The organism is Sporosarcina siberiensis (assembly GCF_042681925.1).
Taxonomy (GTDB): Bacteria; Bacillota; Bacilli; order Bacillales_A; family Planococcaceae; genus Sporosarcina; species Sporosarcina siberiensis.
In genome coordinates this window covers 402,468-429,172 of record NZ_JBHUGI010000032.1, presented here as the reverse complement: position 1 = coordinate 429,172, position 26,705 = coordinate 402,468, and the positions used below count along the sequence as shown (strand labels likewise).

Genomic DNA, 26,705 nt, shown 5'->3' with positions numbered 1-26,705 from the left:
AGGAGGAGAGACCATGCTAGAATTTGATACGAATATTGATCAGCTTGCAATCATTAAAGTCATTGGTGTTGGTGGTGGAGGAAATAATGCTGTTAACCGAATGATTGAACACGGTGTAAAAGGTGTAGAGTTCATTGCCGTGAATACGGATGCTCAAGCACTAAATCTTTCAAGTGCTGATGTGAAACTACAAATAGGTAACAAGCTTACTAGAGGTTTAGGTGCCGGAGCAAACCCTGAAGTTGGGAAAAAAGCTGCGGATGAAAGTAAAGAACAAATTGAAGAAGCGTTGCGTGGTGCCGATATGGTATTTGTTACTGCAGGAATGGGTGGAGGTACTGGAACAGGTGCCGCTCCGGTTATTGCACAAATCGCAAGAGATTTAGGTGCACTGACAGTAGGTGTTGTTACGCGTCCATTCACTTTTGAAGGACGTAAGCGTCAAACACAAGCAATCGGTGGTATTACAGCGATGAAAGATTCGATTGATACACTTATTGTTATTCCGAATGATAAACTTCTTGAAATTGTTGATAAAAACACTCCTATGCTTGAAGCGTTCCGTGAAGCGGACAATGTTCTTCGACAAGGTGTTCAAGGTATCTCCGATTTAATCGCAGTACCTGGACTGATCAATCTGGATTTTGCAGATGTTAAAACGATTATGTCTAATAAAGGATCCGCACTAATGGGGATTGGTATTTCTACAGGAGAAAACCGAGCTTCAGAAGCTGCGAAAAAAGCAATTTCGAGTCCTTTACTGGAAACTTCTATTGACGGAGCAAAAGGTGTGTTAATGAATATTACAGGCGGTTCAAACTTAAGTCTTTTTGAAGTGCAAGAAGCTGCGGATATTGTAGCATCTGCTTCGGATGAAGATGTGAATATGATTTTTGGATCTGTTATTAATGATAATTTGAAGGATGAAATCATTGTTACTGTTATTGCAACAGGTTTCAATGAAGTTCAGCTGATCCCGGCACGTCCTACTCGTAGTTCAGGTTTTGGAGCAAGCCAGTCTGCACGTCCTGCTGTTCGTGAGCCTCAACAGCAACAACAAAGTCCAAGCCAGTCCAGAAATCCGCGTGCTGAAGAGTCTCGTCAGTATCAGGAACAGCCCGAGCATGAGACGAATCGTCCTCATCAAGGTGGACAACCTGAAGATGCTCTTGATGTACCAACGTTTTTACGTAATAGACAACGTCGCAAATAATAGTGGTTATCCACAATATAACTAATTAAAGACTTTCCGATGTATGCATAATGCATAGTTGGAAAGTCTTTTTTTGTGTTGTGGAATAAATATTGAAGAAAGGATTCTACTATCCCAGTTGCTTTCCGTTCCAGGCGGACGCGTTCCACGGGGCGGGCGTTGAGCCTCCTCGCTCGCTGTCGCTCCACTGCGGGGTCTCAACTGTCCCGCTTGATCCCGCTGGAGTCGCCGCCTTGCACTCCAAGCAACTTAGTTTGCATATTGAAAATATATATATGAATTATGTTTTCACACTTTTTAGCTGAGTGGAGTGCAGAGTGGCGACTCCAGCGGGATCAGCGCGAGCTGAAGACCCCACAGGAGCGCGCTTTTCGCGACGAGGAGGCTGAAGCCGTGCCCCGTGGAACGCGTCCACTCGGAACGCAAATCAGCGGGTTGGCAGAATCCTCAATTTAATTCATTGTACATTATCAAAATAAGTCGAATGATTTTTTTGTTTTCATCCCCAAACCGACAAACATTTTAGGACATGGATGATAATGTTACTAGTAGGGAGGGCGGCCTATGTATGGGGAAGTAATCGTCGGAGTGAATATGCTCTTCAATTTTGTAATTCTTTCATTTGCGAACAAAGTTGGAAATGCAGGTGCTACACACAGGCGTTTACTTCTTGCTTCTTTCGTTGGCGCTTTGCCCGTTACGTTATTTCCTGCATCTTTCATTGTGGTACTTGTATCCTTTTTGGCGATGACTGTTTGTGCATTTGGAAGAGTATATGAGTCGTGGAAAAAGTCTGCAGTTGTCGTTTTAGTTGGCGCTTTATTTGCTGGAGGAATGTTGACTGCTTTTCAATACCGAATCCATGCTATTTTAGGTTCGTATACTGTTCTTTTGTATGCAGTAGTTGCTTATGTGGCTCTTTATTTATTTAAAAAGAATTGGCTTGATGTACGAACGGTTCGTCGTCTTTCGGAACTGACAGGGAAATCCAATCTTAAAATATGGGGGGAAACGATTCGACTGGATATTTTTGTGGATACCGGAAACAGTTGTACAGAACCGTTGTCAGGGGCGCCTGTTCATTTTGTATCTTTAAAAGCAATTGAAAATACGATTCCTGATGATTTAAAGGAACCTTTATTGTTATGGAATCCTAGTGAGTCTACGTCGCTGTCTGAGTTTCCAAGTGCTTATCAAAAGGATATGAGACTGGTGCGACTTCAGACTGTAGAAGGGCAATCTTGGGCAATTGGATTTAAATTTGAAAAATGGTTGGTTGAGGGTGACAACGCTCTTCATCCAGGATATATCGTACTTACAAAAAGCAGTCATCATTATCCAACCGGTGCCGATGCGATTTTACATGTATCTGCCATGGAAACTTTAAATCTTGAAAGGGGAGCTGTTCATGCTGCATGAGTTGAAAAAATGGGTATCGGTCATTGCCTCGTTTTTTAAAAAGAAAAATGGTGTGTATTATATTGGGGGACATGAATCCCTTCCAAAACCACTGACGCGCGAAGAAGAAGCGATTACGATTCGGGCGTTTATGGAAGGAGATATGGGTGCGAGAGATACACTTATTGAAAAGAATTTACGACTAGTTGTGTATATTGCTCGTCGATTTGATAATACGAATACGCATATTGAAGATCTTATTAGTATCGGTGCAATCGGACTTATTAAAGCAATTGAAACATTTAAAGTCGATAAAAACATTAAACTTGCAACGTATGCATCTCGTTGTATTGAAAATGAAATTCTGATGCATCTGAGAAAAACGAATCGTCTTCGGTCTGAAATTTCTTTTGACGAACCATTGAATTCTGATTCGGATGGTAATGAATTATTGCTTTCTGATATTTTAGGAACAGATGAGCATATTATTATTGATGATGTTGAAAAGAAAATAGAACGACAGCATATGATTGAAGCGATTCATATTTTAGATGAACGCGAACGTTATATAATGGAGTGCCGCTTTGGTCTTACTGGACAAATCGAAATGACTCAAAAAGAAGTTGCTGAATTACTTGGAATTTCTCAATCTTATATTTCTCGACTTGAAAAGAAAATAATTACGGACCTTCGTGAAAGGCTCAATCATCCAATTGCATAATGGTTGAAATTGGCGATTTATTTCTCCGCATATTCTGTAGGTCGACGGACAGACTATATTGTACAGTCATCTACAGAATACGGAGGAAGAGCGAATGGTACGTACAAAAGTCGAAATATGTGGTGTAAATACGTCCGAATTGCCTTTATTCACGAATGAAGTGATGAAAGAGACCTTTATTAGGTTGCAAAGTGGAGATCACTCCGCTAGAGAAGAACTTGTTGTTGCAAACTTACGACTCGTTTTAAGTCTTGTTCAACGATTTGCATACCGGGGAGAACAGGCGGATGATTTGTTTCAAGTGGGTTGTATTGGGCTTTTGAAATCAATAGACAACTTTGACTTGAAACATAATGTCCGATTTTCAACGTATGCAGTTCCTATGATTATTGGGGAAATCAAACGTCATCTACGTGATCACCATGCGGTGCGCGTATCGAGATCTTTACGTGATATTGCTTATAAAGCGATGCGGGCAAAGGAACAGTTTATTAATGAAAATCTAAGAGAACCAAGACTTTCGGATTTAGCAGAGGCAACGGGAATTAAAGAAGATGATATTTTATTTGCTCTTGATGCAATACAAGATCCGATGTCGCTTCATGAACCAATGAATGGTGGCGAAGGGGATCCGGTATTTATGATGGACCAATTGCATGACAAATCAGTTTCAGAAGAAACATGGTCCACATATGTCGCAGTTAAAGAGACCGTCTCAACATTAAATGATAGGCAACAAACAATCCTTTCCAAGCGCTATTATTTAGGAGAAACACAAACTGAAATTGCGAAAGAATTAGGGATTTCACAAGCTCAAATTTCGAGATTGGAAAAAAATGCAGTCCAAATAATTCGGGATGGTATGGCTCAACAGGATTGACCTTGGAATCGCAGTGCAGATCGTTGCACTGCGTTTTTTCTTTTTTCACTCTTTCAAGCATATGCTTATATAAAGGAGGGATTCCATGAAGTTTTCGGAAATCCAAAAAAAAGAAGTTATTGATGCAACTAAGGGAACTTTGCTTGGGTACGTCCAAGACGCGACAATTGATATTGTGAATGGAAAAGTAGAGTCTTTGCATATTGGTGAAGGAGAGCGGAATATTTTTTTTGACTCGAAAGAAAAAGACACTCGAAAAGTTCGACTACAAGATATTACAACAATAGGGAAAGATATTGTACTTGTTGGTAGGAAAGACGGAAAAAAATGACTTATCATTGATATGTAAGTCTTAGCTTGTTACAATGGAGAGAACAATTGATGAAAAGTAGTGATTAGAATGGGTTATTTAACGGAACGTATACAAAGAATCGAACATTCAATACAACAAGCTTGTGAAAACTCCAGTAGAAGTCGTTCTGAAGTAGAAATTGTTGCAGTTACAAAGAGCGTTTCAACTGCAAGAGCGAATGAAGTAAAAGAAGCGGGTATTATACAACTTGGTGAAAACCGTGCGGAGGAGCTTCTCGTAAAACAAGAGGCAATCTCTGATGGTGTAGAATGGCATTTTATCGGTAATTTACAAAGTCGTAAAGTACGTGATATTATCAATGAAATTGACTATTTACATTCACTGGATCGAATGAGTATCGCCAAAGAAATTCAGAAGCGAGCACTGAATGAAGTTAAGTGTTTCATACAAGTGAACGTATCTGGGGAGAGTTCAAAGTCCGGTATTACACCTGAAGAACTGGACGATTTTGTATCAAGTTTAAAGTCTTATGATAAAATAAAGGTTGTTGGATTAATGACAATGGCCCCACATGTCGAAGACGAAAAGGTATTGCGAACCGTTTTTAAGGACATGAAAACGTTACGCGATCGCATCATGGCACAACAACTCACTCATGCACCTTGTACAGAATTATCAATGGGAATGTCTAATGATTTTGTAATTGCGGTCGAAGAAGGAGCAACCTATGTACGAATAGGTACTGCACTCGTCGGAGCAGAAAGCGAGGGATTCAATTGAGCTTGAAAAATAAACTACAAAACTTCTTCTACTTGGACGATGAAGAAAGAGAAGTAGAAGCGCCAAAAACATCCACCCGTCAGCAGGAAGAAAAAACTCCTGTGAGGGAACAACCTAAAAAGATGAATTCAAGAAGGCAAACAGCACCTCCTAGAGAACCATCACAGCCCGCAACGGTTGTAAGTCTACAAAGTGCTCAGAAGTCGTCTAAAGTAATTTTGGTTGAACCACGTGTGTATGCCGAAGCACAAGATATATCAGAGCATCTGAAAAACAAAAGAGCGGTTGTCGTGAATTTGCAGCGTATTGACCGCGATCAAGGAATTCGTATTGTCGATTTTCTTAGCGGTACAGTGTATGCAATTGGCGGAGATATTCAAAGAATTGGAACGGATATTTTTCTTTGTGTTCCTGAAAATGTGGAAGTTGCAGGCGCTATATCCGACTTCTTTGAACAATAGAAACTATAACGAGGTGTACGTTTACTAATGATTCCAATACTAATTACCATTAGCAATTTATTAGAACAAGCAATATCCATATACAGTTTATTACTTATTGCATATATACTTATGTCATGGGTTCCTTCGATGCGTGAAACGGGTTTTGGCGTATTCTTAGGTAAAATCGTTGAACCGTATCTTTCTTTTTTCCGAAAGTTCATACCACCACTTGGAATGATTGATATTTCACCAATCGTAGCAATATTTGCTTTACGCTTCATATCAAGCGGGGTTCGAAATGTTTTCGGTATGATCATTAATTTTATTGCATAAACCTGTTATTTACTGAATTAACTTAAGGGGTAGGAAAACGTGGAAACAATTTTACAGCATTTCAGGAAAGATGAGCAGCCATTTATAGAGAGTGCAATCGGTTGGATACGTGAAGTAGAGGATACCTACTCCCCGAAGTTAACTGGTTTCCTAGATCCGAGACAGCAATTTATTGTTGAATCGCTCGTTAGGGGAAGTGGATTGTTATTTGAAATGAATGGTGAGTTTCCTGAAGCTGAACGTGTGAGAGTACTTATATATCCTGATTACTATGTTCCTGAAAGTAGCGATTATAATATATCCGTATTTAAAGTGAAGTACGCATCGAAGTTTTTACAACTTGGCCATAAAGATGTTTTAGGTTCGATGATGTCACTTGGAATTGATCGTACAAAATTTGGTGATATTCGAATTGCTGAAGATGAAGTTCAATTTGCAGTAGCGGATGAGCTGAAGGATTATATGATTGCCAACTTTACGTCGATAGGAAAAGCCAAAGTAACGGTGGACGAACTTACAAGTTCAGATGAGTTAATAGCTTCCCATGATACTTGGGAGGAATCCTTTTACGTCAGTAGTTCAATGAGACTCGATACAATTGTTTCTGTTGTCCTAAACATCCCGAGACAAAAAGCGGCTGCACTTGTTCACGGAGATAAGGTGAAATTGAACTGGGTCGTTCGCAATCAACCGGCTTTTGAACTGTTTGAATTTGATATGTTGTCCATCCGAGGATTCGGCCGTTTTAAGATTATTGCGATAGAAGGCATCACTCGAAAAGAAAATATTCGACTCATTATTGGTAAGTTGGTATGATTTTTCTGATAATTGCTGTTATTGATGGCACCAACATGTATAATGAAGTTTGAATAAGTAAAGAAGGAGATGCATCAGATGGCTTTGTCACCAATCGATATACATAATAAAGAATTTGGTCGTTCAATGTTTCGCGGCTATAATGAAGATGATGTAAATGAATTTCTAGAGCAAGTTTTAAAAGATTATGAAAATGTGCTTGAGGAAAATAAAAAGCTAAAAGATAGCTTAGAGCAAACGAAAGAACAAGTTGTTCATTTCAATTCAATTGAAGCGACGTTACACAGTTCGATTCTTATTGCACAAGAAGCTGCAGAAGATGTACGTCGGAATTCTATGAAAGAGTCTCAGTTGATTGTGAAGGAAGCGGAAAAGAATGCAGATCGCATTGTTAACGAAGCTCTATCTCGTGCCCGTGAAATTTCCATGGAAGTGGACGATTTGAAAAAGCAGTCGAAAGTTTTCAGAAGCCGTTTCAAAATGCTTATAGAAGCACAGCTTGATTTGATACAGGCGGATGATTGGGATCGGTTATTGGAGACTGAAATTGGCACAGAACAAATTGAGTTTTCAAAAAAAGGTTAAATTACAAATAAATGAATATACTTAACTTGACTATGTATTTGTAAGCAATTATACTAAATTTCATATATTTACTTAAAGCGTTGATGGAGACAGTAGTTTCTTTTGTTAGTTATAGCGAGCCGGAGACAGTGAAAGCCCGGTCAATACAATTGAAGTGAACATCACTCCAGAGCTTAGACGTACATTTTTTGTAGGTCTCGGGAAACACCCCGTTATCGTGTCTGAGTGGCAGCATGAAGTTTCGTGCTGCAAGTTAGGGTGGTAACGCGGGTACAATACCTCGTCCCTTTTTTTAAAGGGGCGGGGTATTTTTATGTTTGTGTTCAGTGGTAGTTTTAACAATGTTATCCAATTGCCACGTTGCTTTCCGTTCCAGGCGGTGAACCGCATCGGATCGCTATCGCTCCCTGCTGGGTCTCACCTGTCCCGCTTCATCCCGCTGGAGTCATCTTTAGCCGCGGGCCCACACGAAGTGGGTCATGCAGTCGTTACGACAGGACGTCGTGGTTTTAGACTGCCTTGCACTCCAAGCAACTAAGATTGTACATTTAGATTAATGGATTTTCGAATAACTATTCCTAGGAGGATGACTAATGGATTATAAAGACACACTACTTATGCCGAAAACAGATTTCCCGATGCGTGGAAATTTACCGAATAGAGAACCTGAAATGCAAGCGAAATGGGAAGAGATGGAGATTTATAAGAAAGTACAAGAACGTACTGAAGGACGTCCGCATTTTATTTTACATGATGGTCCCCCGTATGCTAACGGAGATCTTCATATGGGACATGCGCTTAATAAAGTATTGAAAGATATGATCGTTCGACACAAATCAATGACGGGTTTTCATTCGCCGTATGTTCCGGGTTGGGATACTCACGGATTGCCAATTGAACAAGCACTTGTGAACAAAGGTGTAAAAAGAAAAGAGCATTCGATTGCTGAATTCCGTAAAATGTGTGAAGAATATGCACTTGGTCAAATTGATAGCCAACGCTCTCAGTTTAAACGGATTGGTGTTCGTGGGGATTGGGATAATCCATATATCACGCTGAAGCCATCTTTTGAAGCACGTCAAATTCAAGTTTTTGGTGATATGGCTAAAAAAGGATACATCTATAAAGGATTACGACCTGTTTATTGGTCCCCATCAAGTGAATCTGCATTAGCAGAAGCTGAAATTGAATATCAAGATAAAAAGTCTGCATCTATTTACGTAAGTTTCCCTGTAAAAGACGGTCTTGGTGTACTTGAAGAAGATGTCAACTTCCTAATTTGGACAACGACACCTTGGACAATTCCTGCGAATCTAGGAATTTCAGTACATCCTGAATTTACGTATGTAATTGTTAAAGCTCAAGATGAGAAGTTTTTAATTGCCAAAGATCTTCTTACATTTGTTGCTGAAGAAATTGGTTGGGAAGACTATACGGTTGAACGTGAACTGCAAGGATCAGAGCTGGATCGTGTAGTTGCTAAGCATCCACTTTATGATCGTGATTCACTTGTAATGCTCGGAGAACATGTATCTGCTGATGCTGGTACAGGTTGCGTTCACACTGCACCTGGTCATGGTGAAGACGATTTCTACATTTCTCAAGCGTACGGAATTGATGCACTTTCACCTATAGACGATCGTGGTGTTATGACGGATGAAGCACCTGGATTTGCAGGGATGTTTTATGAAGATGCGAATAAAGCAGTAACTGAAGCACTTGATAAAGTAGGTTGTTTGAAGAAACTATCATTCATCACTCACTCGTATCCACATGATTGGCGTACGAAAAAACCGGTAATTTACCGTGCAACTGCTCAGTGGTTTGCTTCAATTAAAAGTTTCCGTCCTGAATTACTTCAGGCGATTAAAGATACAAAGTTTACACCTTCATGGGGTGAAACGCGTCTTTATAATATGGTTCGTGACCGCGGTGACTGGTGTATCTCACGTCAACGTGTGTGGGGAGTTCCGATTCCTGTGTTTTACGGAGAAAATGATGAACCGATCATTACGGATGAAACCATTGCAAGCGTTGCAGCCATCTTCCGTGAACACGGCTCTAATGTATGGTTTGAATGGGATGCGAAAGATTTACTTCCTGAAGGATTTACACATCCAAGTAGCCCGAATGGTGTATTCACGAAAGAAACGGACATTATGGACGTTTGGTTTGACTCAGGATCTACACATCAAGGTGTACTGGAAGAGCGCGATGACCTTGTTTACCCAGCGGATCTTTACTTGGAAGGGTCTGACCAGTACCGTGGGTGGTTCAACTCTTCATTGACAACAAGTGTTGCAATAAACGGACATGCACCTTATAAGGGGATTTTAAGCCATGGCTTTACTCTTGATGGAAATGGCCGTAAAATGAGTAAATCGCTTGGAAACGTAATTGTTCCTGCGAAAGTAATGAACCAAATGGGTGCGGACATTCTTCGTTTATGGGTTTCTTCAGTAGATTATACTGCGGATGTTCGAGTGTCAGATTCAAACTTTAAACAAGTTTCGGAAGTTTATCGTAAAATCCGTAATACATTCCGTTTCATTCACGGAAATACATCGGATTTCAATCCAGCTACAGATCGTGTTCAATTTGAAGATTTACGACCGGTAGATCAGTATGTCTATCTAAAACTTCAAGATTTGATCAAAGAAGTTCGCGAAGCTTATGAAAACTATGAATTTGCAACGGTTTATCATGCTACGAACAATTTCTGTACAGGTGTTTTGAGTTCGTTCTATTTGGACATTGCGAAAGACGTTGTTTACATTGAAAACAAAAATCATCCACATCGTCGTGCAATGCAAACGGTTATGCACGATACGTTAATGGCTCTTGTTCAATTGTTGACGCCGATTTTACCACATACAACTGATGAAATGTGGGCTCACTTTGACCATGTTGAAGAAGAGAGTGTTCAACTGACGGATATGCCGGAAGCTCAAGATTTAGGAGCTGAAGCAGAAAAACTTCGTGAGCAGTTCGGAACGCTTATGTTAATTCGTGATGATGTTCTAAAAGCTCTAGAAGTTGCTCGAAATGAAAAAACGATTGGTAAATCACTTGAAGCAAAATTGACAGTATGTGTTCCTGAAGCATATAAAGATGTATTCAAAGCGAAGGACATCGATTTTGCACAGTTCTTTATCGTGTCTGAGTTTACAGAAGGCGACATCGAGAATGTTCCTGAACATGCATTGAAACTGGATACAGTAAGTGTTCTAATCGAAGCTGCAAACGGTGAGAAGTGTGATCGTTGCTGGACAATCTCTGAAACAGTTGGTTCAGATGAACTGCATCCAGAGATTTGTGAAAGATGTGCGTCTGTTGTAAAAGAACACTATACAGTGACAGAATAACTCGTCTAATATGAAGTGGCGGCGGCAGTCTGATTGTACAGATTGCCTACGCTGCTTTTTTTATATTTAATGAGTAAGATTTAACGTCTATGGTAGATCATTTGTGGTAAAATAAAATCAATTGTTATATGGGGGTTATGGGAAATGTTTATTTATTACGGATTGGCCATACTTGTGATTTTCCTAGATCAATTGACGAAATGGTTAGTTGTTAGCAACATGAAACTTGGGGAAAGAATAAGCATATCCGAACCCTATCTTGGACTTCTATCACATCGTAATAAAGGTGCGGCTTGGGGAATGCTTGAGGGACAGATGTGGCTCTTTTATATTGTTACAATTATTGTGGCCGCTGGAATTATTTATTATTTTCATAAAGAAGCAAAAGGAGAACCATTATTTGCACTCGGTTTAATGATGCTTTTAGGTGGCGCAATTGGTAATTTCATCGACCGTGTCATTCGAAAAGAAGTTGTCGATTTCATTGATGTGCTTATACCGTTTGTAAATTATGAATTTCCGATATTTAACATAGCAGATGCTGCTTTGACCGTTGGTGTTGTTTTAGTAATTATCCATATTCTTATGGATGAAAAGAAGAATATGAAAAAGAAAAAGGTGTCTTAATGGAGAAATTTGTAGTAGAAATAACAGAAGAATTTGAAGGAAGCCGAATCGATAAAGCACTCATCGATGCACGACCGGAATGGTCTAGAAGCCAAGTTCAACAGTGGATGAAAGACGGTTTTGTACTTGTTGGTGGAAAACCCGTAAAAGCAAGTTATAAAATGAAGAGCGGCGATATACTAACCGTTCAAGAGCCCGAACCAGAAGTTCTTGATGTAATTGCTGAAGATCTGAATTTAGAAATTGTCTACGAAGATTCAGATGTCCTTGTCGTCAACAAACCACGCGGAATGGTTGTGCATCCAGCGCCGGGCCATCCAAGTGGTACAGTTGTGAATGGTCTTATGCATCATTGTAATGACTTATCAGGTATTAACGGCGTACTTAGACCTGGAATTGTACACCGCATCGACAAAGATACATCGGGACTTCTTATGGTTGCCAAAAACGACAAAGCCCATGTATCGCTTGTGAATCAACTAGTGGATAGATCGGTGACTAGAGTTTACACAGCTCTTGTTCACGGTCATATACCCCATGATAACGGCACGATAGAGGCACCTATTGGTCGTCATCAGCGTGAAAGACAGAGTATGACGGTTACGGATAAAGGTAAACATGCTGTGACTCATTTTAAAGTACTTGAACGTTTTGGGAATTTTACTCTTGTGGAATGTAAACTTGAAACCGGCCGCACACATCAAATCCGTGTGCATATGAAGTATATCGGATTCCCTCTTGCAGGAGATCCTAAATACGGACCTAAAAAAACAGTCAACTTTGAAGGTCAGTTGTTACATGCGGGTACGGTAGGCTTTGAACATCCTGAAACAGGTGAGTATATGGAGTTTACAAGCCCACCACCGGAAGATTTTTTAGCGATGATCGACAAAGTTCGAGTGAACGTTGACAAATCAGAAGAGTAAACTGTATACTGATAAAAGTAAATGAATAGCGATACCTTTAAGATCAGTCCAGAGAGGCTGGGAAGGTTGCACGGAAGTATGGTAGGGATTGCTGCGGCAATTTTTCTGCTGTACGTATTTTCTGCATGTAAACCCTCCCGCCAATTATGGCTGGAGGGATTTTTTTATGCCTAGATTACAGTTAGCCAGTTGATTTCCGTTCCATGCGGACGCTTTCTACGGGGCGGGCGTTGAGCCTCCTCGCTCGCTTTCGCTCCGCTGCGGGGTCTCAACTGTCCCGCTTAATCCCGCTAGAGTCGCCGCATTGCACTCCAATCAACTTAGATTGAACTTTAAATTCAATTGAACTTTTATCTTTAACACAATCTTAGCTTATTGGAGTGCAGACCGGCGACTCCAATGGGATCAGCGCGAATGTCGAGACCCCACAGGAGCGCGGTTTTCGCGACGAGGAGGCTTGACGAGTGCCCCATGGAACGCGTCCGGTCGGAACGGAAATCAGCGGGCACGAAGAACATCCATTTTAATTCATACATAATCGATTTTAATTAGGAGGAGAAAATAGTGGCGGAGAAAGCAAATATATTGGACGAGCAAGCGATTGATAGAGCACTTACGCGGATTGCTCATGAAATTATTGAACGCAACAAAGGAATTGATGAGTGTATCTTAGTTGGCATTAAAACAAGAGGTGCATTTTTAGCGAAACGATTGGCACTGAAGATTGAACAGTTTGAAGGAAAAAAGATTCGGTCGGGTGAACTGGACATTACGCTTTACCGGGATGACCTAGTATTGAAAAATGACAACAAAGAGCCACTCGTTCAACAAGTAGACATCGAACACGATGTGACCGATATGAAAGTGGTTTTGGTAGACGACGTTTTATACACAGGCAGAACCGTTCGTGCAGCAATGGATGCTGTGATGGACTTAGGAAGACCCGCATCTGTACAACTCGCAGTACTTGTGGACAGGGGACATCGTGAACTTCCGATACGTCCGGATTATGTAGGGAAAAACATTCCTACATCGAGTGGAGAACGAGTTGTTGTGAGTGTCGAAGAAACGGATGGTAAAAACAGCGTTTCAATTCATTCAATATAAATAACAAAATAAAGAAATTAGCATGGGGGAAACGAAGGTGTCTGAAAAAGTCTTGGATGTACATGAAAAACCGAAAATGGGACATTGGTTAACGCTGAGTTTACAACATATGTTTGCAATGTTTGGTGCAACAATATTGGTTCCTCAACTCGTTGGGTTAAGCCCAGCAATTGCCTTATTAACGAGTGGAATTGCAACAATCGTTTTCATCATCGTTACACGCTTTCAAGTTCCAGCGTACTTGGGTTCATCGTTTGCATTCATTATTCCAATACAAGTTGCGACGGAGAGTGGGGGAATTGGAAGTGCGATGATTGGGAGTACGTTCGTAGCGCTTGTCTACGGAATTATTTCTTTAATCATTTGGAAAACGGGATCGGGTTGGATTATGAACGTATTGCCTCCGATTGTTGTTGCTCCGGTTATTATCGTAATTGGTTTAGCGCTTGCGCCAACTGCAGTCGGAATGGCAAGTACTGTTAACAATGAATACAACTTGCTTCATTTCTCCGCTGCGCTTGTGACGCTGTCCGCAGCAATCATTTGCTTAATGTTCTTTAAAGGGATTATCAGTTTAATGCCGATCTTAATCGGAATTATCGTCGGCTATATTTACTCAGCGGCTATTGGAATATTGGATTTCACGAAAGTAATAGAAGCAAAAGTTCTCGTGTTTCCTGAAATGCTCATTCCTGGGGTTGACTACGACTTTGTTGTTACACCCACACTGCTCTTAGTTATGGTACCGATCGCAATTGTTACGATATCTGAACATATTGGACATCAGCTTGTCCTTGGAAGAATTGTTGAAAGAGACTACATAAAAGACCCAGGTTTACACCGTTCTTTGCTGGGAGATGGGCTTGGAACACTCCTCAGTGGTTTGATCGGTGGACCTCCGAAAACAACATACGGTGAAAATATTGGAGTTCTTGCAATCACTCGAGTGTATAGTGTATACGTAATTTTAGGAGCTGCGGTATTCGCAATCATCTTCTCTTTTTTCGGAAAAGTAATGGCCTTAATCGCAACGATTCCTACAGCGGTTTTGGGTGGAATATCCATTCTATTGTTCGGAATCATTGCATCTTCAGGCCTTCGGATGCTTGTAGATCATAAAGTAGACTTTGGCAATCAACGAAATCTTGTAATTGCATCGGTCATCTTAGTCATCGGGATTGGTGGAGCATCCATCAAGTTCAGTGAAACGTTTGAAATAGAAGGAATGGCTCTTGCCGCAATCGTTGGTGTTGTTTTGAATCTTGTACTTCCAGGAAAAACGACCAAAAAGCTCACAGACGAAACTGCATAAAGTGGAAGGGGAATTCAAATGAAACATCTTGTATCGATGAAAGATTTGAGCGAATTACAAATAATAGAACTACTGGATAGAGCAGAACGTTTTAAAAAAGAAGGAATTCATGAATTACCTGGAAACTATACAATAAGTAACTTGTTTTTTGAACCGAGTACTCGAACGAAGATGAGCTTTGAAATGGCAGAACGTAAATTGGGTTTAGAAGTACTACCCTTCGAAGCAGGATTTTCAAGTGCATTAAAAGGGGAATCCCTTTACGACACAGTAAAAACACTGGAGTCGATTGGTTTAGATGTACTGGTCATTCGTCATCCCGATGATGGATATTATGAAGAGCTGATCAATAAGACAAGCTGTTCGATCATAAACGGCGGCGACGGATCGGGACAACATCCAACTCAATCCTTACTGGACTTGTTTACTATAAAAGAAGAGTTTGGAACATTTGAAGGGATAGAGGTTCTTATTGTCGGTGATATTGTGCACAGTCGTGTGGCGCGTTCAAATGCAGATGCACTGACAAGATTAGGTGCAAATGTTACGTTCCTTTGCCCGGCTGAATGGTCAGGAGAATTTGAATCTGTAAATGATTGGGAAGATTATGCTGAAAAAAGTGACGTAATCATGTTGCTAAGAGTTCAAAATGAACGTCATAAGGACGGCGAAAGTTACAGCGGAGAAAGTTACCACGAACGTTATGGTTTAACGTTAGAACGTGCTTCGCGAATGAAAGAAACAGCAATCATTATGCATCCTGCGCCTTTTAATCGAGGAGTTGAGATTGCAGATGAATTGATTGAAAATGCGAACTCTCGTATTTTTATGCAGATAAAAAATGGTGTGTATGTTAGAATGGCAGTATTAGAGGCAATTTTGAAAGGGAGGAATTAAGTTTGGATAAACTAATTCAAGGCGTACAAATGGTATCTGAAAGTGGAGAGTTAATCATTGGAGATGTTGGGATTACGAGAAATGTAATTAGTGAAATTGGGACCGAACTTGATGCCGGTAATGCAAAAATTATAAATGGGAATGGATTATTCCTATCTCCAGGTTTTATAGATGTGCATGTACATCTTCGTCAGCCTGGTGGAGAACATAAAGAAACTATTGAATCGGGTACACATGCTGCTGCAAAAGGTGGTTATACAACGATTTGTCCGATGCCGAACACAAGACCTGTTCCAGATACAATCGAAAATCTTACACTTGTGAATGACTTGATTGCTAAAAATGCTTTGATACGTGTTCTTCCATATGCATCCATCACGATTCGTCAAGCGGGTAAAGAACGAGCAAATCTTGCGGAACTAAAAGAGAATGGCGCATTTGCATTTACGGACGATGGTGTGGGGGTACAAGAAGCGGGAATGATGTATGAAGCAATGCAAGACGCTGCTAAAATAGACATGGCGGTTGTTGCACATTGTGAAGACAATTCACTTATATACGGCGGCGCACTACATGAAGGAACGAAAAATAAAGAGCTGGGGTTACCTGGAATTCCTTCAATCGCAGAATCGGTACATATTGCAAGGGATATATTATTAGCTGAAGCGGCAGGCGCACATTATCATGTCTGTCACGTAAGTACGAAAGAATCGGTTCGAGTGATTCGGGATGGTAAAAAAGCGGGAGTTCGCGTAACCGCAGAAGTGAGTCCACATCATTTGCTGTTATCGGAAAATGACATTACGAAAGACGATGCAGATTGGAAAATGAACCCACCACTTCGAGGTCAAGACGATTTGGATGCACTTCGCGCTGGACTCTTAGACGGAACACTTGATTTTATCGCAACAGATCATGCACCGCACACAGCTGAAGAAAAAGCAGTGGGCATGAAAACAGCACCGTTTGGTATTACAGGTTTAGAAACAGCATTTCCACTTCTGTATACGAACTTTGTAAAAGAAGGAATTTGGACAATGAAACAACTCATCGACTGGATGACTAGTAAGCCTGCAGAGGTCTTTAATCTGCCTTACGGAAAACTAGAAGTGGGTGCAGAAGCAGATTTGGTATTGATTGATTTGAATAAGGAACAGAAAATAGATCGTTCTACATTCGTATCGCAAGGGAAAAACACACCATTTGACGGCTGGGATTGCTTTGGATGGCCAGTAATGACGATTTACGGCGGAAAAGTTGTTTGGGAGGATGGAAAATGATGAAAACAAGAATGCTTATTTTGGAAGACGGTACGGTTTTTGAAGGTGCTGCATTCGGTAGTGATCGAGCATCGATCGGAGAAACAGTATTCACGACAGGTATGACGGGTTATCAAGAAGCCATTTCAAATCCATCGAGCTTTGGATCGATTCTCGTTATGACGTATCCTCTAATTGGTAATTACGGCATTAACCGCGATGATTTTGAATCGATTGAGACGTCTGTCAACGGCCTTGTTGTTCGTGAGTTGGAGGAAGAGCCATCAAACTTTAGAAGCGGCATGAGTCTTGGAGCTGTTTTGGAAATGAAGGGTGTGCCTGGAATTCAAGGAATTGACACTCGTAAGTTAACGAGAATTTTACGCGATAAAGGTCCTCTAAAAGGCTATCTAACAGCAGTTGAAGAAGAAGTATCTTTGGTCGATAAAATAGCGGAAATAGCAGCTTATCAATTGCCGACAAATTTAGTTTCTCGAGTTTCAACGAAGAAACCTTATCCAAGCCCAGGGCGCGGAGATCGAGTTGTCTTAATCGATTGCGGCATGAAGCACGGGATTTTAAGAGAACTCAATAAAAGAGATTGCGATGTCATTGTAGTTCCATTCGATACTTCAGCAGACGTCATACTTTCTTTATTCCCAGACGGCATTGTTTTATCAAATGGTCCGGGAAATCCTGAAGATGTTCAAGTCACTGTAAATATAATCAAAGAATTATTAGGTAGAGCACCTATTTTCGGTATTGGTTTAGGACATCAATTGCTGGCACTTGCGAATGGCGCAACAACGATTAAGTTGAAAAACGGTCATCGCGGAGGCAATCACCCTGTAAAAGATTTATTGTCTGGAAGAACAGAATTGACGTCACAAAATCACGGGTACGCTGTGGATGAAAATTCTCTTGAAGGAACAAATCTTGAAATCACTCATAAAGCACTTAATGATGGATCGATTGAAGGGTTAAAGAGCACTCTGTATAACGCTTTTTCGGTACAATTTCACCCTGAAGCATCCCCTGGACCTGAAGATTCGAACCACCTATTTGATCGATTTATCGACTTAATGAAAACGAACAACCGGAAGGAGAATTTTAATGCCTAAACGTACAGACATTGAAACAATATTAGTAATCGGTTCGGGTCCAATCGTCATCGGACAAGCAGCAGAATTCGACTATGCGGGAACACAAGCATGTCTTTCATTAAAAGAAGAAGGATACAGAGTAATCTTGATCAACTCGAATCCTGCAACAATAATGACCGATACGGAAATCGCGGACAAAGTGTATATTGAGCCGTTGACGCTTGAATTTGTTAGTGGAATCATTCGTAAAGAACAGCCGGATGCACTTCTTCCAACACTTGGTGGACAAACTGGACTGAATATGGCAATTGAACTGCATGAATCAGGTATTTTAGATGAACTGGGTGTCGAGATTTTGGGTACGAAACTCGATGCGATTCATAAAGCAGAAGACCGTGATTTATTCCGCACGCTTATGAACGAACTTGGGGAACCTGTTCCTGAGAGTGACATCATTCATAATCTTGAAGAAGCTTATGCATTTGTAGAGCGCATCGGTTATCCCGTTATTGTTCGCCCAGCATTTACAATGGGGGGGACAGGCGGCGGTATTTGTGAAAACGATAAAGAGCTTGAAGAAACAGTATCAAGCGGTTTGAAGTATAGCCCAGTTACGCAATGTCTCCTTGAAAAATCGATTGCGGGATATAAAGAAATTGAATATGAAGTTATGCGAGATTCCGCGGATAATGCGATTGTCGTATGTAATATGGAAAACGTCGATGCCGTTGGAATTCATACGGGTGATTCGATTGTTGCAGCACCTTGTCAAACATTGACAGACCGTGAAAATCAGATGTTGCGAAATGTTTCACTTAAAATCATTCGTGAACTCAAAATCGAAGGTGGATGTAACGTTCAACTTGCACTCGATCCGCATTCGTTCAACTATTATATTATCGAAGTGAATCCTCGTGTAAGTAGATCGTCTGCACTTGCATCGAAAGCAACAGGATATCCAATTGCTAAAATCGCAGCTAAAATCGCTGTTGGTTTAACGCTTGATGAAATGATGAATCCGGTAACTGGAACGACATATGCTTGTTTCGAACCGTCACTCGATTACATCGTTACGAAAATTCCACGCTGGCCGTTTGATAAATTCGAATCTGCGAAACGGAATCTTGGTACGCAAATGAAGGCGACTGGAGAAGTAATGGCAATTGGCCGTACATTCGAAGAGTCGATTTTAAAAGCGGTACGTTCACTAGAAACGGGACAATTTGACTTGTCTCTTAAAAACGGTTCTGAAATGACGGATGAGTGGATTGAAAAACGGATTCGTCGTGCAGGAGATGAGCGTTTATTCTTCATCGGCGAAGCAATGCGTAGAGGCGTTTCTGTAGAAACAATTCACGACTGGAGTATGATTGATGTATTTTTCCTTCGTAAACTCGAAAACATTGTGCGATACGAAAATGACTTGAGAAATAATCCGTTCGACCGGGCTACATTGTACAAAGCAAAACGTATGGGCTTTGCGGATGTTACGATTGCCAAGCTTTGGGAGTCCAATGAAAAAGCGATTTATGAGTACCGAAAAGAACAGGGAATTATTCCGGTCTATAAAAAAGTAGATACGTGCGCGGGTGAGTTTGAATCCGATACACCCTATTTTTACGGAACATATGAAGACGAGAATGAGTCGATGAAGTCTGAAAAGAAAAGCATCGTCGTGTTAGGTTCGGGTCCAATTCGAATCGGACAAGGTGTTGAGTTTGACTACGCAACGGTTCACTCAGTTTGGGCGATTCAACAAGCGGGATACGAAGCGATTATTATTAACAACAATCCGGAAACTGTTTCAACGGATTTCTCAATCTCAGATAAATTGTACTTTGAACCTCTTACTCTAGAAGATGTGATGCACATTGTTGATCTTGAGCAACCTGAAGGTGTAGTTGTTCAGTTCGGTGGACAAACGGCGATTAACCTTGCTGCTGGCCTTGAAGATCGCGGTGTGAAGATTTTAGGAACATCTCTTGAAGATACAGATCGTGCTGAAAATCGTAATAAGTTCGAGAAAGCTCTTCATGAAATTGACATTCCACAACCACTTGGAAAAACGGCTGTATCTGTTCCAGAAGCAATTGTAATTGCCAATGAAATCGGCTATCCAGTACTCGTTAGACCTTCTTATGTTTTAGGTGGACGTGCAATGGAAATCGTTTATAGAGAAGAAGAACTGATTTATTATATGGAGCATGCGGTTGACGCAAGTCCTGAGCAACCGATTCTCGTCGATCGATATTTAACGGGTGTAGAAATTGAAGTAGATGCCATTAGTGACGGTGAAAACGTATTGATTCCAGGAATTATGGAACATATCGAACGCGCAGGAGTTCACTCAGGTGACTCGATTGCAGTGTATCCACCACAAAACTTATCGGACAAACATATTCAAACAATTACGGATTATACGACGAGACTGGCTCGTGGACTGAAGATTATTGGTCTGATGAACATTCAATACGTCATTTCAGATGATGAAGTGTATGTGATTGAAGTGAATCCACGTTCAAGCCGAACGGTACCGTTTTTGAGTAAAATCACGAACATTCCAATGGCGAATATTGCTACGAAAGCCATTCTTGGACACTCCATTACATCACAAGGATACAGAGGTGGACTTGCAAAAGCTCCAGCTGGTGTGTACGTGAAGGTTCCCGTGTTTTCATTCGCAAAACTTCGTCGTGTAGACATAACGCTTGGGCCTGAAATGAAATCCACAGGTGAAGTTATGGGGAAAGACGTAACGCTTGAAAAAGCACTTTACAAAGGCCTTGTTGCATCAGGTATGGAAATAAAAGAATACGGAACTGTACTTATGACTGTTTCGGATAAAGATAAAGATGAAATGATTGGAATCGCGAAACGCTTTACGAACATCGGGTATCACGTGATGGCAACTGAAGGAACTGCAAGAGTATTAGAAGCCGCTGGAATACGTGTGAAAAAGGTTGGTAAAATAGGTTCTGAAGGTCAGACACTTCTCGATGTCATTCAAAAAGGTGAAGCACAGTTTGTCATCAATACATTGACGATTGGAAAAGAACCGGCACGTGACGGCTTTAGAATTCGTCGTCAATCGGTAGAAAACAACGTTCCATGCTTTACTTCATTAGATACTGCTGAAGCAATGCTCAGTGTGATTGAATCCATGAAGTTCCAAACGGAGGCAATGACGAAAAGGGAGGTTTTAAGTTGATCATCCAAGATCGTATGAAAATAACTTCTCAAAATCGTTTAGCCCATAATATATTTGAAATGAAGCTCACTGGAAAACTGGTCGGAGAGATTTCTTCTCCGGGGCAGTTTATCCACATCCGGGTAAGTGATTCGTATGAATTGCTTCTCCGGAGACCCATTTCAATCGCATCTATTAATGAAGAAAAGACTGAAATAACGATTATATACCGTGCGGAAGGGAAGGGGACAACCGAGCTTTCAAAGAAACGTGAAGGCGATGAAGTGGATGTTCTTGGACCTCTTGGCAACGGTTTTCCGGTAGAAGAAACGGCAGCAGGCGAAACGGCAATTCTCATAGGCGGCGGTATCGGTGTTCCCCCGCTTTATGAGCTGTCGAAACAACTGACGGCTAAAGGCGTAAAATGTGTTCATGTATTAGGATTTCAATCCGAAAATGTCGTATTTTATGAAAAAGAATTTGCAGAGCTCGGTGAAACGCATATTGTAACAGTGGACGGAACGCATGGTACTGCAGGATTTGTCACGACTGTTATGGAGAAGTTTGAAGAAAAGTTTTCAACGTATTACAGCTGCGGGCCTATGCCAATGCTGAATGCCGTAGAGCAAATGTACAAAGGACAAAAAGGGTTTCTATCATTTGAACAACGTATGGGGTGCGGAATTGGGGCTTGTTTTGCATGTGTGTGCAGAACGACTGAAGGCTCGGACAAACCGTATATTAAAGTATGTTCGGATGGACCCGTCTTTCCAGCAGGGGTGGTGTCGATATGAATAGACTCTCAGTTGATTTACCAGGACTGCAACTAAAAAATCCGATTATGCCGGCATCGGGTTGCTTTGGATTTGGTCAAGAATACGGCAATCTGTATGACTTATCCCTTCTTGGCGCGATTATGATTAAAGCTACAACGCTAGAAATGAGACTTGGAAATCCTACGCCACGTGTTGCTGAAACGTCTTCAGGAATGCTGAATGCGATAGGACTTCAAAATCCAGGACTTAAAAGTGTTATGGAAAACGAATTGCCTTGGTTGGAAAAGTTTGATGTGCCGATCATTGCGAATGTTGCAGGTACGGAAACATCGGATTATGTTGAAGTGGCACGAGTCATTTCAAGTGCGCCGAATGTGAACGCGTTGGAATTAAACATTTCATGCCCGAACGTTAAAGAAGGCGGAATCACATTTGGAACGGATCCAATCGTTGCTGAGAAATTGACAGCGGCTGTAAAAGCTGTTTCAAAAGTACCGGTGTACGTGAAACTTTCACCAAACGTTACCAATGTAAGTGAAATTGCACGTGCTGTTGAAGCGGGTGGTGCGGACGGTATTACGATGATCAATACACTTCTTGGTATGCGTTTGGATGAAAAAACAGGACGTCCTGTCATTGCCAATTTAACCGGTGGATTATCCGGACCGGCAATTAAACCAGTCGCCATTAAAATGGTCTATGAAGTGAGTCAAGCCGTCCGAATTCCGATTATTGGGATGGGTGGAATTACAGAAACGTCTGATGTCATTGATTTCCTATCCGCCGGCGCAAGTGCGGTTGCAGTAGGAACAGCGAACTTTGTCAATCCTTTTATATGTCCAACGATTATTAAAGAATTGCCGGCTAAATTAGATGAACTTGGAATCAATCATATTTCTGAGCTCATTGGAAGGAGTCACCGTCTGTGAAAAACACACCGATTATTGCACTCGATTTTCATTCGGCTGAAAAGACATTTGAATTTCTTAGTGCGTTTGACGGAGATGTCCATGTCAAAGTAGGCATGCAACTGTATTACAAAGAAGGCCCAGCGATTGTTTCTCGTTTGAAAGAGTTGGGGTATGATGTATTTCTCGATTTGAAGTTGCATGATATTCCAAACACCGTGAAGTCTGCGATGGAAGTACTCGCAGGCTTTGGTGTGGACCTTGTGAACGTTCATGCTGCAGGCGGCAAGGCGATGATGGAGGCGGCACTTGAAGGACTTGATAAAGGTACACCTTCAGGTCATAAACGTCCAGCGCTCATCGGTGTGACTCAGTTGACGTCGACGGATGATCGACAAGTTCGTGAAGAGCAATTGATAAACGTCGCTCTTAGAGACTCTGTACTGCATTATGCACAGCTCACGAAAAGTGCAGGCTTGGACGGCGTGGTTTGTTCGGTTCACGAGTCGGCTGTGATTCAAGAGGCGTGCGGCACTGAGTTTTTAAAAGTGACGCCAGGAATACGACTTTCAGACGGCGGAGTTCACGATCAGAAGCGGATCGCGACACCAGAAGAAGCACGACTTGCGGGTTCGACACATATCGTTGTTGGAAGAGCGATTACAGGAGCAGTAGATCCACGTGCTGCGTATGAAGAAATCAATGCACTTTGGAAGGGGCTAGTATAATGACTGAGAAAAAAGACATTGCAAAAATTCTATTGAATGTTGGAGCGATTGAGCTTAGTCCAAATGAGCCGTTCACATGGGCTTCAGGAATAGAATCCCCAATTTACTGTGACAACCGTTTAACGATGGCAGATCCTGTGGGACGGAAACAAATTGCAGAAGGCTTGGCACGCATCATTCGTGAACAGTATTCGGATACGACTGTAATCGCAGGTACTGCAACGGCTGGGATTCCACATGCAGCATGGGTTGCGGATATTTTAGGGTTACCGATGGTGTACATCCGGTCAGCAGCTAAAGGACATGGCAGAAGCCGTCAAATCGAAGGTAAAATTACTTCGGATGATAAAGCAGTGATTATCGAAGATCTGATTTCAACAGGTGGAAGCAGTTTGAATGCTGCAGAAGCACTTCGTTCAGAGAATGTTGAAGTGACGGGCATTGTCTCTATATTTACATATGAATTGCAAAGTGCAGACAAAGCGTTCGCAGCGGAAAACTTAACGTATACAAGCTTAACGAATTTCGGCGCTCTCATTGAAGCGGCAGAAGAAAGCGGCGCGATCAGTGATGAATCGATTGACAGTTTGCTTGAGTGGCATGGTAAGTTGAAAATAGGTGCATTGTAATGAAAAAAGGCGATTCCACAGTGGAATCGCTTTTTTTATGCTGTTGAAGTGCTCTTTTTGTGTGAGTGCTCTTGAGTGACTCGTTTTTGGGTGGGTGGAAAGTCATGATTTGCAAGCAGATCGCGTGGGGTGCAAGCAAACGGGTGTTGAGTGCAAGGAAAGTGGTGTGGGGTGCAAGCAAACGGGTGTTGAGTGCAAGGAAAGTGGTGTGGGGTGCAAGCAAATGTATGGTGAGTGCAAGGAAAGTAGCGTGGTGTGCAAGGAAAACAAATGCCGTTGAAACGTAATTGAATTGTGAAAAGCACTTGAGTAGCTTGGGTTTAAGGTCATCGTTTGCAAGCGAATCTCGTGGGGTGCAAGCAAACCGGTGTTGAGTGCAAGGAAAGTCGTGTGGGGTGCAAGGAAGCGCGTGGTGAGTGCAAGGGAAATGCCATGGGGTGCAAGGAAGACAAATGCTGTTGAAACGTTATTGGATTGAGAAGAGCACTTGAGTAGCTTGGGTTTAAGGTCCTCGTTTGCAAGCAAATCTCGTGGGGAGCAAGCAAACGGGTGTTGAGTGTAAGGAAAGTGGTTTGAGGTGCAAGGAAACGCGTGGTGAGTGCAAGGGAAGATGTTAAGCATATTGAATCAACGGAAAACAGAATGTAAAGAGCATCGCAATTTAGCGATGTTCTTTTTTATCTATTAAACTCAATAAAATTTTCTTTTTAGGAACATATTTGGATATCTTTGGTATAGTAATTGGAATGTGAAGACTATAGGACAGTTCGGTGAATTCATAACCTTCGGGATAATGAAACTTTTATGCCTTCTGAACGTATCAATAGTATGTACCGCAAACGAAGCCGATCATTTAATTACTGTCGATTGGAGGTGAGGTTATTGTATTTTCCAACTAAGAAAGATATTTGGTTTTCTATAATTATTTTTGGCTTCATACTTTTTATGATTTTGATTTACATATTTGGTGGAGAACCTATTGGTTGGCAACTGATAACCTATAAAAGTATACCGGGATATATCATAGGTGCATCGATTGTAACTTTGTTACTTTGGATTTGGTTTGGAACAGGTTATAAGATTGAAGGGGAGTTTCTAAAGGTAAGATATGGTCCATTCAAAAGTAAAATTAACATTAAAGAAATCAAAACAATTCGCCGAACCAAAAGTCCATTGACAGCTCCTGCTCTATCCGTTGACAGATTGGAGATTCGATTTAGTAAATATGATGTGATAAATATATCCCCGAAAAGTGAAAGTGAACTTATACACTCATTGTTAGCTATAAATCCTAAAATACAATTGGATGATATTTCATTGGAGCTAAATGAAAACTAGGTTCGATATATTCAGCAAAAGAGTGTAGTTTTGCACATAGTCTGCTCATGAATCGGGCCAAAATCCAATGTAGATAAACTGTTGCTTTACGTTCCGGCGCGCGCTTTCCGGAGGGCGTGGCTTGAGCCGCTTCCTTCGCTGCGCTCCGTCCAGGGTCTCAAGGCGAGTGCAAAGATATGCTCGAAAAGCTAACGCTTTATCTCGCAAAAGCCGTTCTTCGTAACGACTTTCGCTGATTCTCTCGGAGTCGACGCCTGCACTCCAAGCAACGGAGTGTGTTATCTGAAAAAGCATCTTAAGCTAATGGGCCAAATTGTTGCAGACAGTTAGTATTGAATCATACTTATAAATATAATTACAATCGCTATTAGCTATTATAAGAATTTCATCAAAGAAAAAAGAACTCAAAGTAATTTGGAATAATAAGAAAAAACTACTTATGATAAAGGATGTGAAATGGATGTGGAATCGTAATAATAATCATATGATGGGTTGGGAAGGCACCACCGGAATGGGAGTTATAGGTGTTTTAGTTGTCTTGCTCCTGGTTATCATCACCGTGTTGGTTATCTTTACTATCATAAAAATAGCAAGGGAAAATAAAGGTGGGCAAACAACACCTGCACATAAACTCTCGGATAACGAAGCCTTATCAATTCTCCAAAAAAGATTTGCTCAAGGGGAAATCAGTGAAGAAGAGTACTTAAGGATGAAGGATGTATTAAAAGAAAAATGATACAGCAGGAAGGTGGCTGCTGACCTGTTAAGATTAACCCTTATAATACAATAGGGCGCAGTTGTTGAATAAGGCTGTGCTTAAAACGGGCCATTTTGTAAAAAACAAAGGGGGGATACTAATGTTCAAACGTAAGCTATATTGTACGAATTGTAATCGAGAAGTTCAGGACGGAGAAGAAATCTATGCGAAGATGAAGGCTCCTAAGAACACTATAATGGTCGAGATTAAAGCATATTTGAAAAAAGAAAGCGAGATTTTTTGTACAGATTGTCTAGATAAAGTGAAATGATGTTTTAGGCAAACGGGCGCTTTAGTAGAAAAA

At 41.1% G+C, this 26,705-nt stretch carries 26 protein-coding genes and 1 other annotated feature; all 26 genes read left to right on the top strand.

Features of this window, described 5'->3' with window-relative positions; all coding sequences use genetic code 11:
* Window positions 1-13: 13 nt before the first annotated feature.
* The 26 genes from ftsZ (at window position 14) to ACFSFY_RS12880 (ending at window position 26,672) form a co-directional block, all read left to right on the top strand.
* Window positions 14-1,213 carry a cell division protein FtsZ gene (gene ftsZ, locus ACFSFY_RS13005; RefSeq protein WP_381538673.1) on the top strand — a complete coding sequence of 400 codons (1,200 nt, stop codon included), beginning with the start codon at window positions 14-16 and terminating at the stop codon, window positions 1,211-1,213.
* A 564-nt stretch (window positions 1,214-1,777) separates the two neighbouring features.
* Entirely contained in the window at window positions 1,778-2,632 is an 855-nt protein-coding gene (locus ACFSFY_RS13000; RefSeq protein WP_381538672.1) for a sigma-E processing peptidase SpoIIGA, read from the top strand.
* Window positions 2,622-3,332, top strand: coding sequence for an RNA polymerase sporulation sigma factor SigE (gene sigE, locus ACFSFY_RS12995; RefSeq protein WP_381538671.1), 711 nt, complete (start codon window positions 2,622-2,624; stop codon window positions 3,330-3,332). Before ACFSFY_RS13000 ends, sigE begins: the two co-directional genes overlap by 11 nt.
* Before the next feature lie 94 nt (window positions 3,333-3,426).
* The gene (gene sigG / locus ACFSFY_RS12990; RefSeq protein WP_381538668.1) at window positions 3,427-4,212 is read left to right on the top strand and encodes an RNA polymerase sporulation sigma factor SigG; all 786 of its coding nucleotides are present in this window, start codon (window positions 3,427-3,429) and stop codon (window positions 4,210-4,212) included.
* 85 nt (window positions 4,213-4,297) lie between these two features.
* A complete protein-coding gene (locus tag ACFSFY_RS12985; RefSeq protein ID WP_381538667.1) occupies window positions 4,298-4,543 on the top strand; it encodes a PRC-barrel domain-containing protein in 246 nt (81 codons plus the stop codon).
* 69 nt (window positions 4,544-4,612) lie between these two features.
* The gene (locus ACFSFY_RS12980) at window positions 4,613-5,305 is read left to right on the top strand and encodes a YggS family pyridoxal phosphate-dependent enzyme (protein ID WP_381538665.1); all 693 of its coding nucleotides are present in this window, start codon (window positions 4,613-4,615) and stop codon (window positions 5,303-5,305) included.
* Window positions 5,302-5,766 (top strand): cell division protein SepF, encoded by a 465-nt coding sequence (locus ACFSFY_RS12975; protein ID WP_381538663.1) that lies wholly within the window; start codon window positions 5,302-5,304, stop codon window positions 5,764-5,766. Before ACFSFY_RS12980 ends, ACFSFY_RS12975 begins: the two co-directional genes overlap by 4 nt.
* A gap of 27 nt (window positions 5,767-5,793) precedes the next feature.
* The gene (locus ACFSFY_RS12970) at window positions 5,794-6,081 is read left to right on the top strand and encodes a YggT family protein (protein ID WP_381538661.1); all 288 of its coding nucleotides are present in this window, start codon (window positions 5,794-5,796) and stop codon (window positions 6,079-6,081) included.
* A 39-nt stretch (window positions 6,082-6,120) separates the two neighbouring features.
* Window positions 6,121-6,897 (top strand): YlmH family RNA-binding protein, encoded by a 777-nt coding sequence (locus ACFSFY_RS12965; protein WP_381538660.1) that lies wholly within the window; start codon window positions 6,121-6,123, stop codon window positions 6,895-6,897.
* Window positions 6,898-6,975: 78 nt separating this feature from the next.
* The gene (locus ACFSFY_RS12960) at window positions 6,976-7,482 is read left to right on the top strand and encodes a DivIVA domain-containing protein (protein ID WP_381538658.1); all 507 of its coding nucleotides are present in this window, start codon (window positions 6,976-6,978) and stop codon (window positions 7,480-7,482) included.
* Window positions 7,483-7,553: 71 nt separating this feature from the next.
* Window positions 7,554-7,773 (top strand) — a binding site (T-box leader).
* Between the two features lie 302 nt (window positions 7,774-8,075).
* Window positions 8,076-10,847 (top strand): isoleucine--tRNA ligase, encoded by a 2,772-nt coding sequence (ileS, locus tag ACFSFY_RS12955; protein ID WP_381538656.1) that lies wholly within the window; start codon window positions 8,076-8,078, stop codon window positions 10,845-10,847.
* A 144-nt stretch (window positions 10,848-10,991) separates the two neighbouring features.
* Window positions 10,992-11,474, top strand: coding sequence for a signal peptidase II (gene lspA, locus ACFSFY_RS12950; RefSeq protein ID WP_381538654.1), 483 nt, complete (start codon window positions 10,992-10,994; stop codon window positions 11,472-11,474).
* Complete coding sequence (locus ACFSFY_RS12945) at window positions 11,474-12,400, top strand: RluA family pseudouridine synthase (protein ID WP_381538652.1); 927 nt, start codon at window positions 11,474-11,476, stop codon at window positions 12,398-12,400. Before lspA ends, ACFSFY_RS12945 begins: the two co-directional genes overlap by 1 nt.
* A 564-nt stretch (window positions 12,401-12,964) precedes the next feature.
* Window positions 12,965-13,507, top strand: coding sequence for a bifunctional pyr operon transcriptional regulator/uracil phosphoribosyltransferase PyrR (gene pyrR, locus ACFSFY_RS12940; protein ID WP_381538651.1), 543 nt, complete (start codon window positions 12,965-12,967; stop codon window positions 13,505-13,507).
* Between the two features lie 37 nt (window positions 13,508-13,544).
* Entirely contained in the window at window positions 13,545-14,819 is a 1,275-nt protein-coding gene (locus ACFSFY_RS12935; RefSeq protein WP_381538648.1) for a solute carrier family 23 protein, read from the top strand.
* An 18-nt stretch (window positions 14,820-14,837) separates the two neighbouring features.
* Window positions 14,838-15,716: an aspartate carbamoyltransferase catalytic subunit gene (locus ACFSFY_RS12930; RefSeq protein ID WP_381538646.1), complete on the top strand. Its 879-nt coding sequence runs from the start codon at window positions 14,838-14,840 to the stop codon at window positions 15,714-15,716.
* 2 nt (window positions 15,717-15,718) lie between these two features.
* Complete coding sequence (locus ACFSFY_RS12925) at window positions 15,719-16,996, top strand: dihydroorotase (protein WP_381538645.1); 1,278 nt, start codon at window positions 15,719-15,721, stop codon at window positions 16,994-16,996.
* A complete protein-coding gene (locus ACFSFY_RS12920; RefSeq protein WP_381539075.1) occupies window positions 16,996-18,096 on the top strand; it encodes a carbamoyl phosphate synthase small subunit in 1,101 nt (366 codons plus the stop codon). The genes ACFSFY_RS12925 and ACFSFY_RS12920 overlap by 1 nt, the downstream gene beginning before the upstream one ends.
* Window positions 18,089-21,286 (top strand): carbamoyl-phosphate synthase large subunit, encoded by a 3,198-nt coding sequence (gene carB / locus ACFSFY_RS12915; RefSeq protein ID WP_381538644.1) that lies wholly within the window; start codon window positions 18,089-18,091, stop codon window positions 21,284-21,286. Before ACFSFY_RS12920 ends, carB begins: the two co-directional genes overlap by 8 nt.
* Window positions 21,283-22,059 (top strand): dihydroorotate dehydrogenase electron transfer subunit, encoded by a 777-nt coding sequence (locus ACFSFY_RS12910; RefSeq protein WP_381538643.1) that lies wholly within the window; start codon window positions 21,283-21,285, stop codon window positions 22,057-22,059. The genes carB and ACFSFY_RS12910 overlap by 4 nt, the downstream gene beginning before the upstream one ends.
* On the top strand, window positions 22,056-22,970 hold the full coding sequence (locus ACFSFY_RS12905; RefSeq protein ID WP_381538641.1) for a dihydroorotate dehydrogenase: 915 nt from the start codon (window positions 22,056-22,058) through the stop codon (window positions 22,968-22,970). The genes ACFSFY_RS12910 and ACFSFY_RS12905 overlap by 4 nt, the downstream gene beginning before the upstream one ends.
* On the top strand, window positions 22,967-23,677 hold the full coding sequence (pyrF, locus tag ACFSFY_RS12900; RefSeq protein WP_381538639.1) for an orotidine-5'-phosphate decarboxylase: 711 nt from the start codon (window positions 22,967-22,969) through the stop codon (window positions 23,675-23,677). Before ACFSFY_RS12905 ends, pyrF begins: the two co-directional genes overlap by 4 nt.
* On the top strand, window positions 23,677-24,306 hold the full coding sequence (pyrE, locus tag ACFSFY_RS12895; protein ID WP_381538637.1) for an orotate phosphoribosyltransferase: 630 nt from the start codon (window positions 23,677-23,679) through the stop codon (window positions 24,304-24,306). The genes pyrF and pyrE overlap by 1 nt, the downstream gene beginning before the upstream one ends.
* An 882-nt stretch (window positions 24,307-25,188) precedes the next feature.
* The gene (locus tag ACFSFY_RS12890; RefSeq protein ID WP_381538636.1) at window positions 25,189-25,644 is read left to right on the top strand and encodes a PH domain-containing protein; all 456 of its coding nucleotides are present in this window, start codon (window positions 25,189-25,191) and stop codon (window positions 25,642-25,644) included.
* A gap of 460 nt (window positions 25,645-26,104) precedes the next feature.
* Entirely contained in the window at window positions 26,105-26,380 is a 276-nt protein-coding gene (locus ACFSFY_RS12885; protein WP_381538634.1) for an SHOCT domain-containing protein, read from the top strand.
* A 121-nt stretch (window positions 26,381-26,501) separates the two neighbouring features.
* Entirely contained in the window at window positions 26,502-26,672 is a 171-nt protein-coding gene (locus ACFSFY_RS12880) for a Fe3+ hydroxamate ABC transporter substrate-binding protein (RefSeq protein WP_381538632.1), read from the top strand.
* The last annotated feature ends 33 nt before the right edge of the window (window positions 26,673-26,705 follow it).

Bases quoted from the DNA above. Each gene is read 5' to 3' on its own strand.
- sigE (WP_381538671.1), top strand. From the start codon at position 2,622: ATGCTGCATGAGTTGAAAAAATGGGTATCGGTCATTGCCTCGTTTTTT.
- ACFSFY_RS12885 (WP_381538634.1), top strand. From the start codon at position 26,105: ATGTGGAATCGTAATAATAATCATATGATGGGTTGGGAAGGCACCACC.
- carB (WP_381538644.1), top strand. From the start codon at position 18,089: ATGCCTAAACGTACAGACATTGAAACAATATTAGTAATCGGTTCGGGT.
- ACFSFY_RS12970 (WP_381538661.1), top strand. From the start codon at position 5,794: ATGATTCCAATACTAATTACCATTAGCAATTTATTAGAACAAGCAATA.
- ACFSFY_RS12945 (WP_381538652.1), top strand. From the start codon at position 11,474: ATGGAGAAATTTGTAGTAGAAATAACAGAAGAATTTGAAGGAAGCCGA.
- ACFSFY_RS12920 (WP_381539075.1), top strand. From the start codon at position 16,996: ATGAAAACAAGAATGCTTATTTTGGAAGACGGTACGGTTTTTGAAGGT.
- ACFSFY_RS13000 (WP_381538672.1), top strand. From the start codon at position 1,778: ATGTATGGGGAAGTAATCGTCGGAGTGAATATGCTCTTCAATTTTGTA.
- ftsZ (WP_381538673.1), top strand. From the start codon at position 14: ATGCTAGAATTTGATACGAATATTGATCAGCTTGCAATCATTAAAGTC.
- ACFSFY_RS12980 (WP_381538665.1), top strand. From the start codon at position 4,613: ATGGGTTATTTAACGGAACGTATACAAAGAATCGAACATTCAATACAA.
- ACFSFY_RS12985 (WP_381538667.1), top strand. From the start codon at position 4,298: ATGAAGTTTTCGGAAATCCAAAAAAAAGAAGTTATTGATGCAACTAAG.
- ACFSFY_RS12905 (WP_381538641.1), top strand. From the start codon at position 22,056: ATGAATAGACTCTCAGTTGATTTACCAGGACTGCAACTAAAAAATCCG.
- lspA (WP_381538654.1), top strand. From the start codon at position 10,992: ATGTTTATTTATTACGGATTGGCCATACTTGTGATTTTCCTAGATCAA.
- ACFSFY_RS12930 (WP_381538646.1), top strand. From the start codon at position 14,838: ATGAAACATCTTGTATCGATGAAAGATTTGAGCGAATTACAAATAATA.
- ACFSFY_RS12880 (WP_381538632.1), top strand. From the start codon at position 26,502: ATGTTCAAACGTAAGCTATATTGTACGAATTGTAATCGAGAAGTTCAG.
- pyrE (WP_381538637.1), top strand. From the start codon at position 23,677: ATGACTGAGAAAAAAGACATTGCAAAAATTCTATTGAATGTTGGAGCG.
- sigG (WP_381538668.1), top strand. From the start codon at position 3,427: ATGGTACGTACAAAAGTCGAAATATGTGGTGTAAATACGTCCGAATTG.
- ileS (WP_381538656.1), top strand. From the start codon at position 8,076: ATGGATTATAAAGACACACTACTTATGCCGAAAACAGATTTCCCGATG.
- ACFSFY_RS12960 (WP_381538658.1), top strand. From the start codon at position 6,976: ATGGCTTTGTCACCAATCGATATACATAATAAAGAATTTGGTCGTTCA.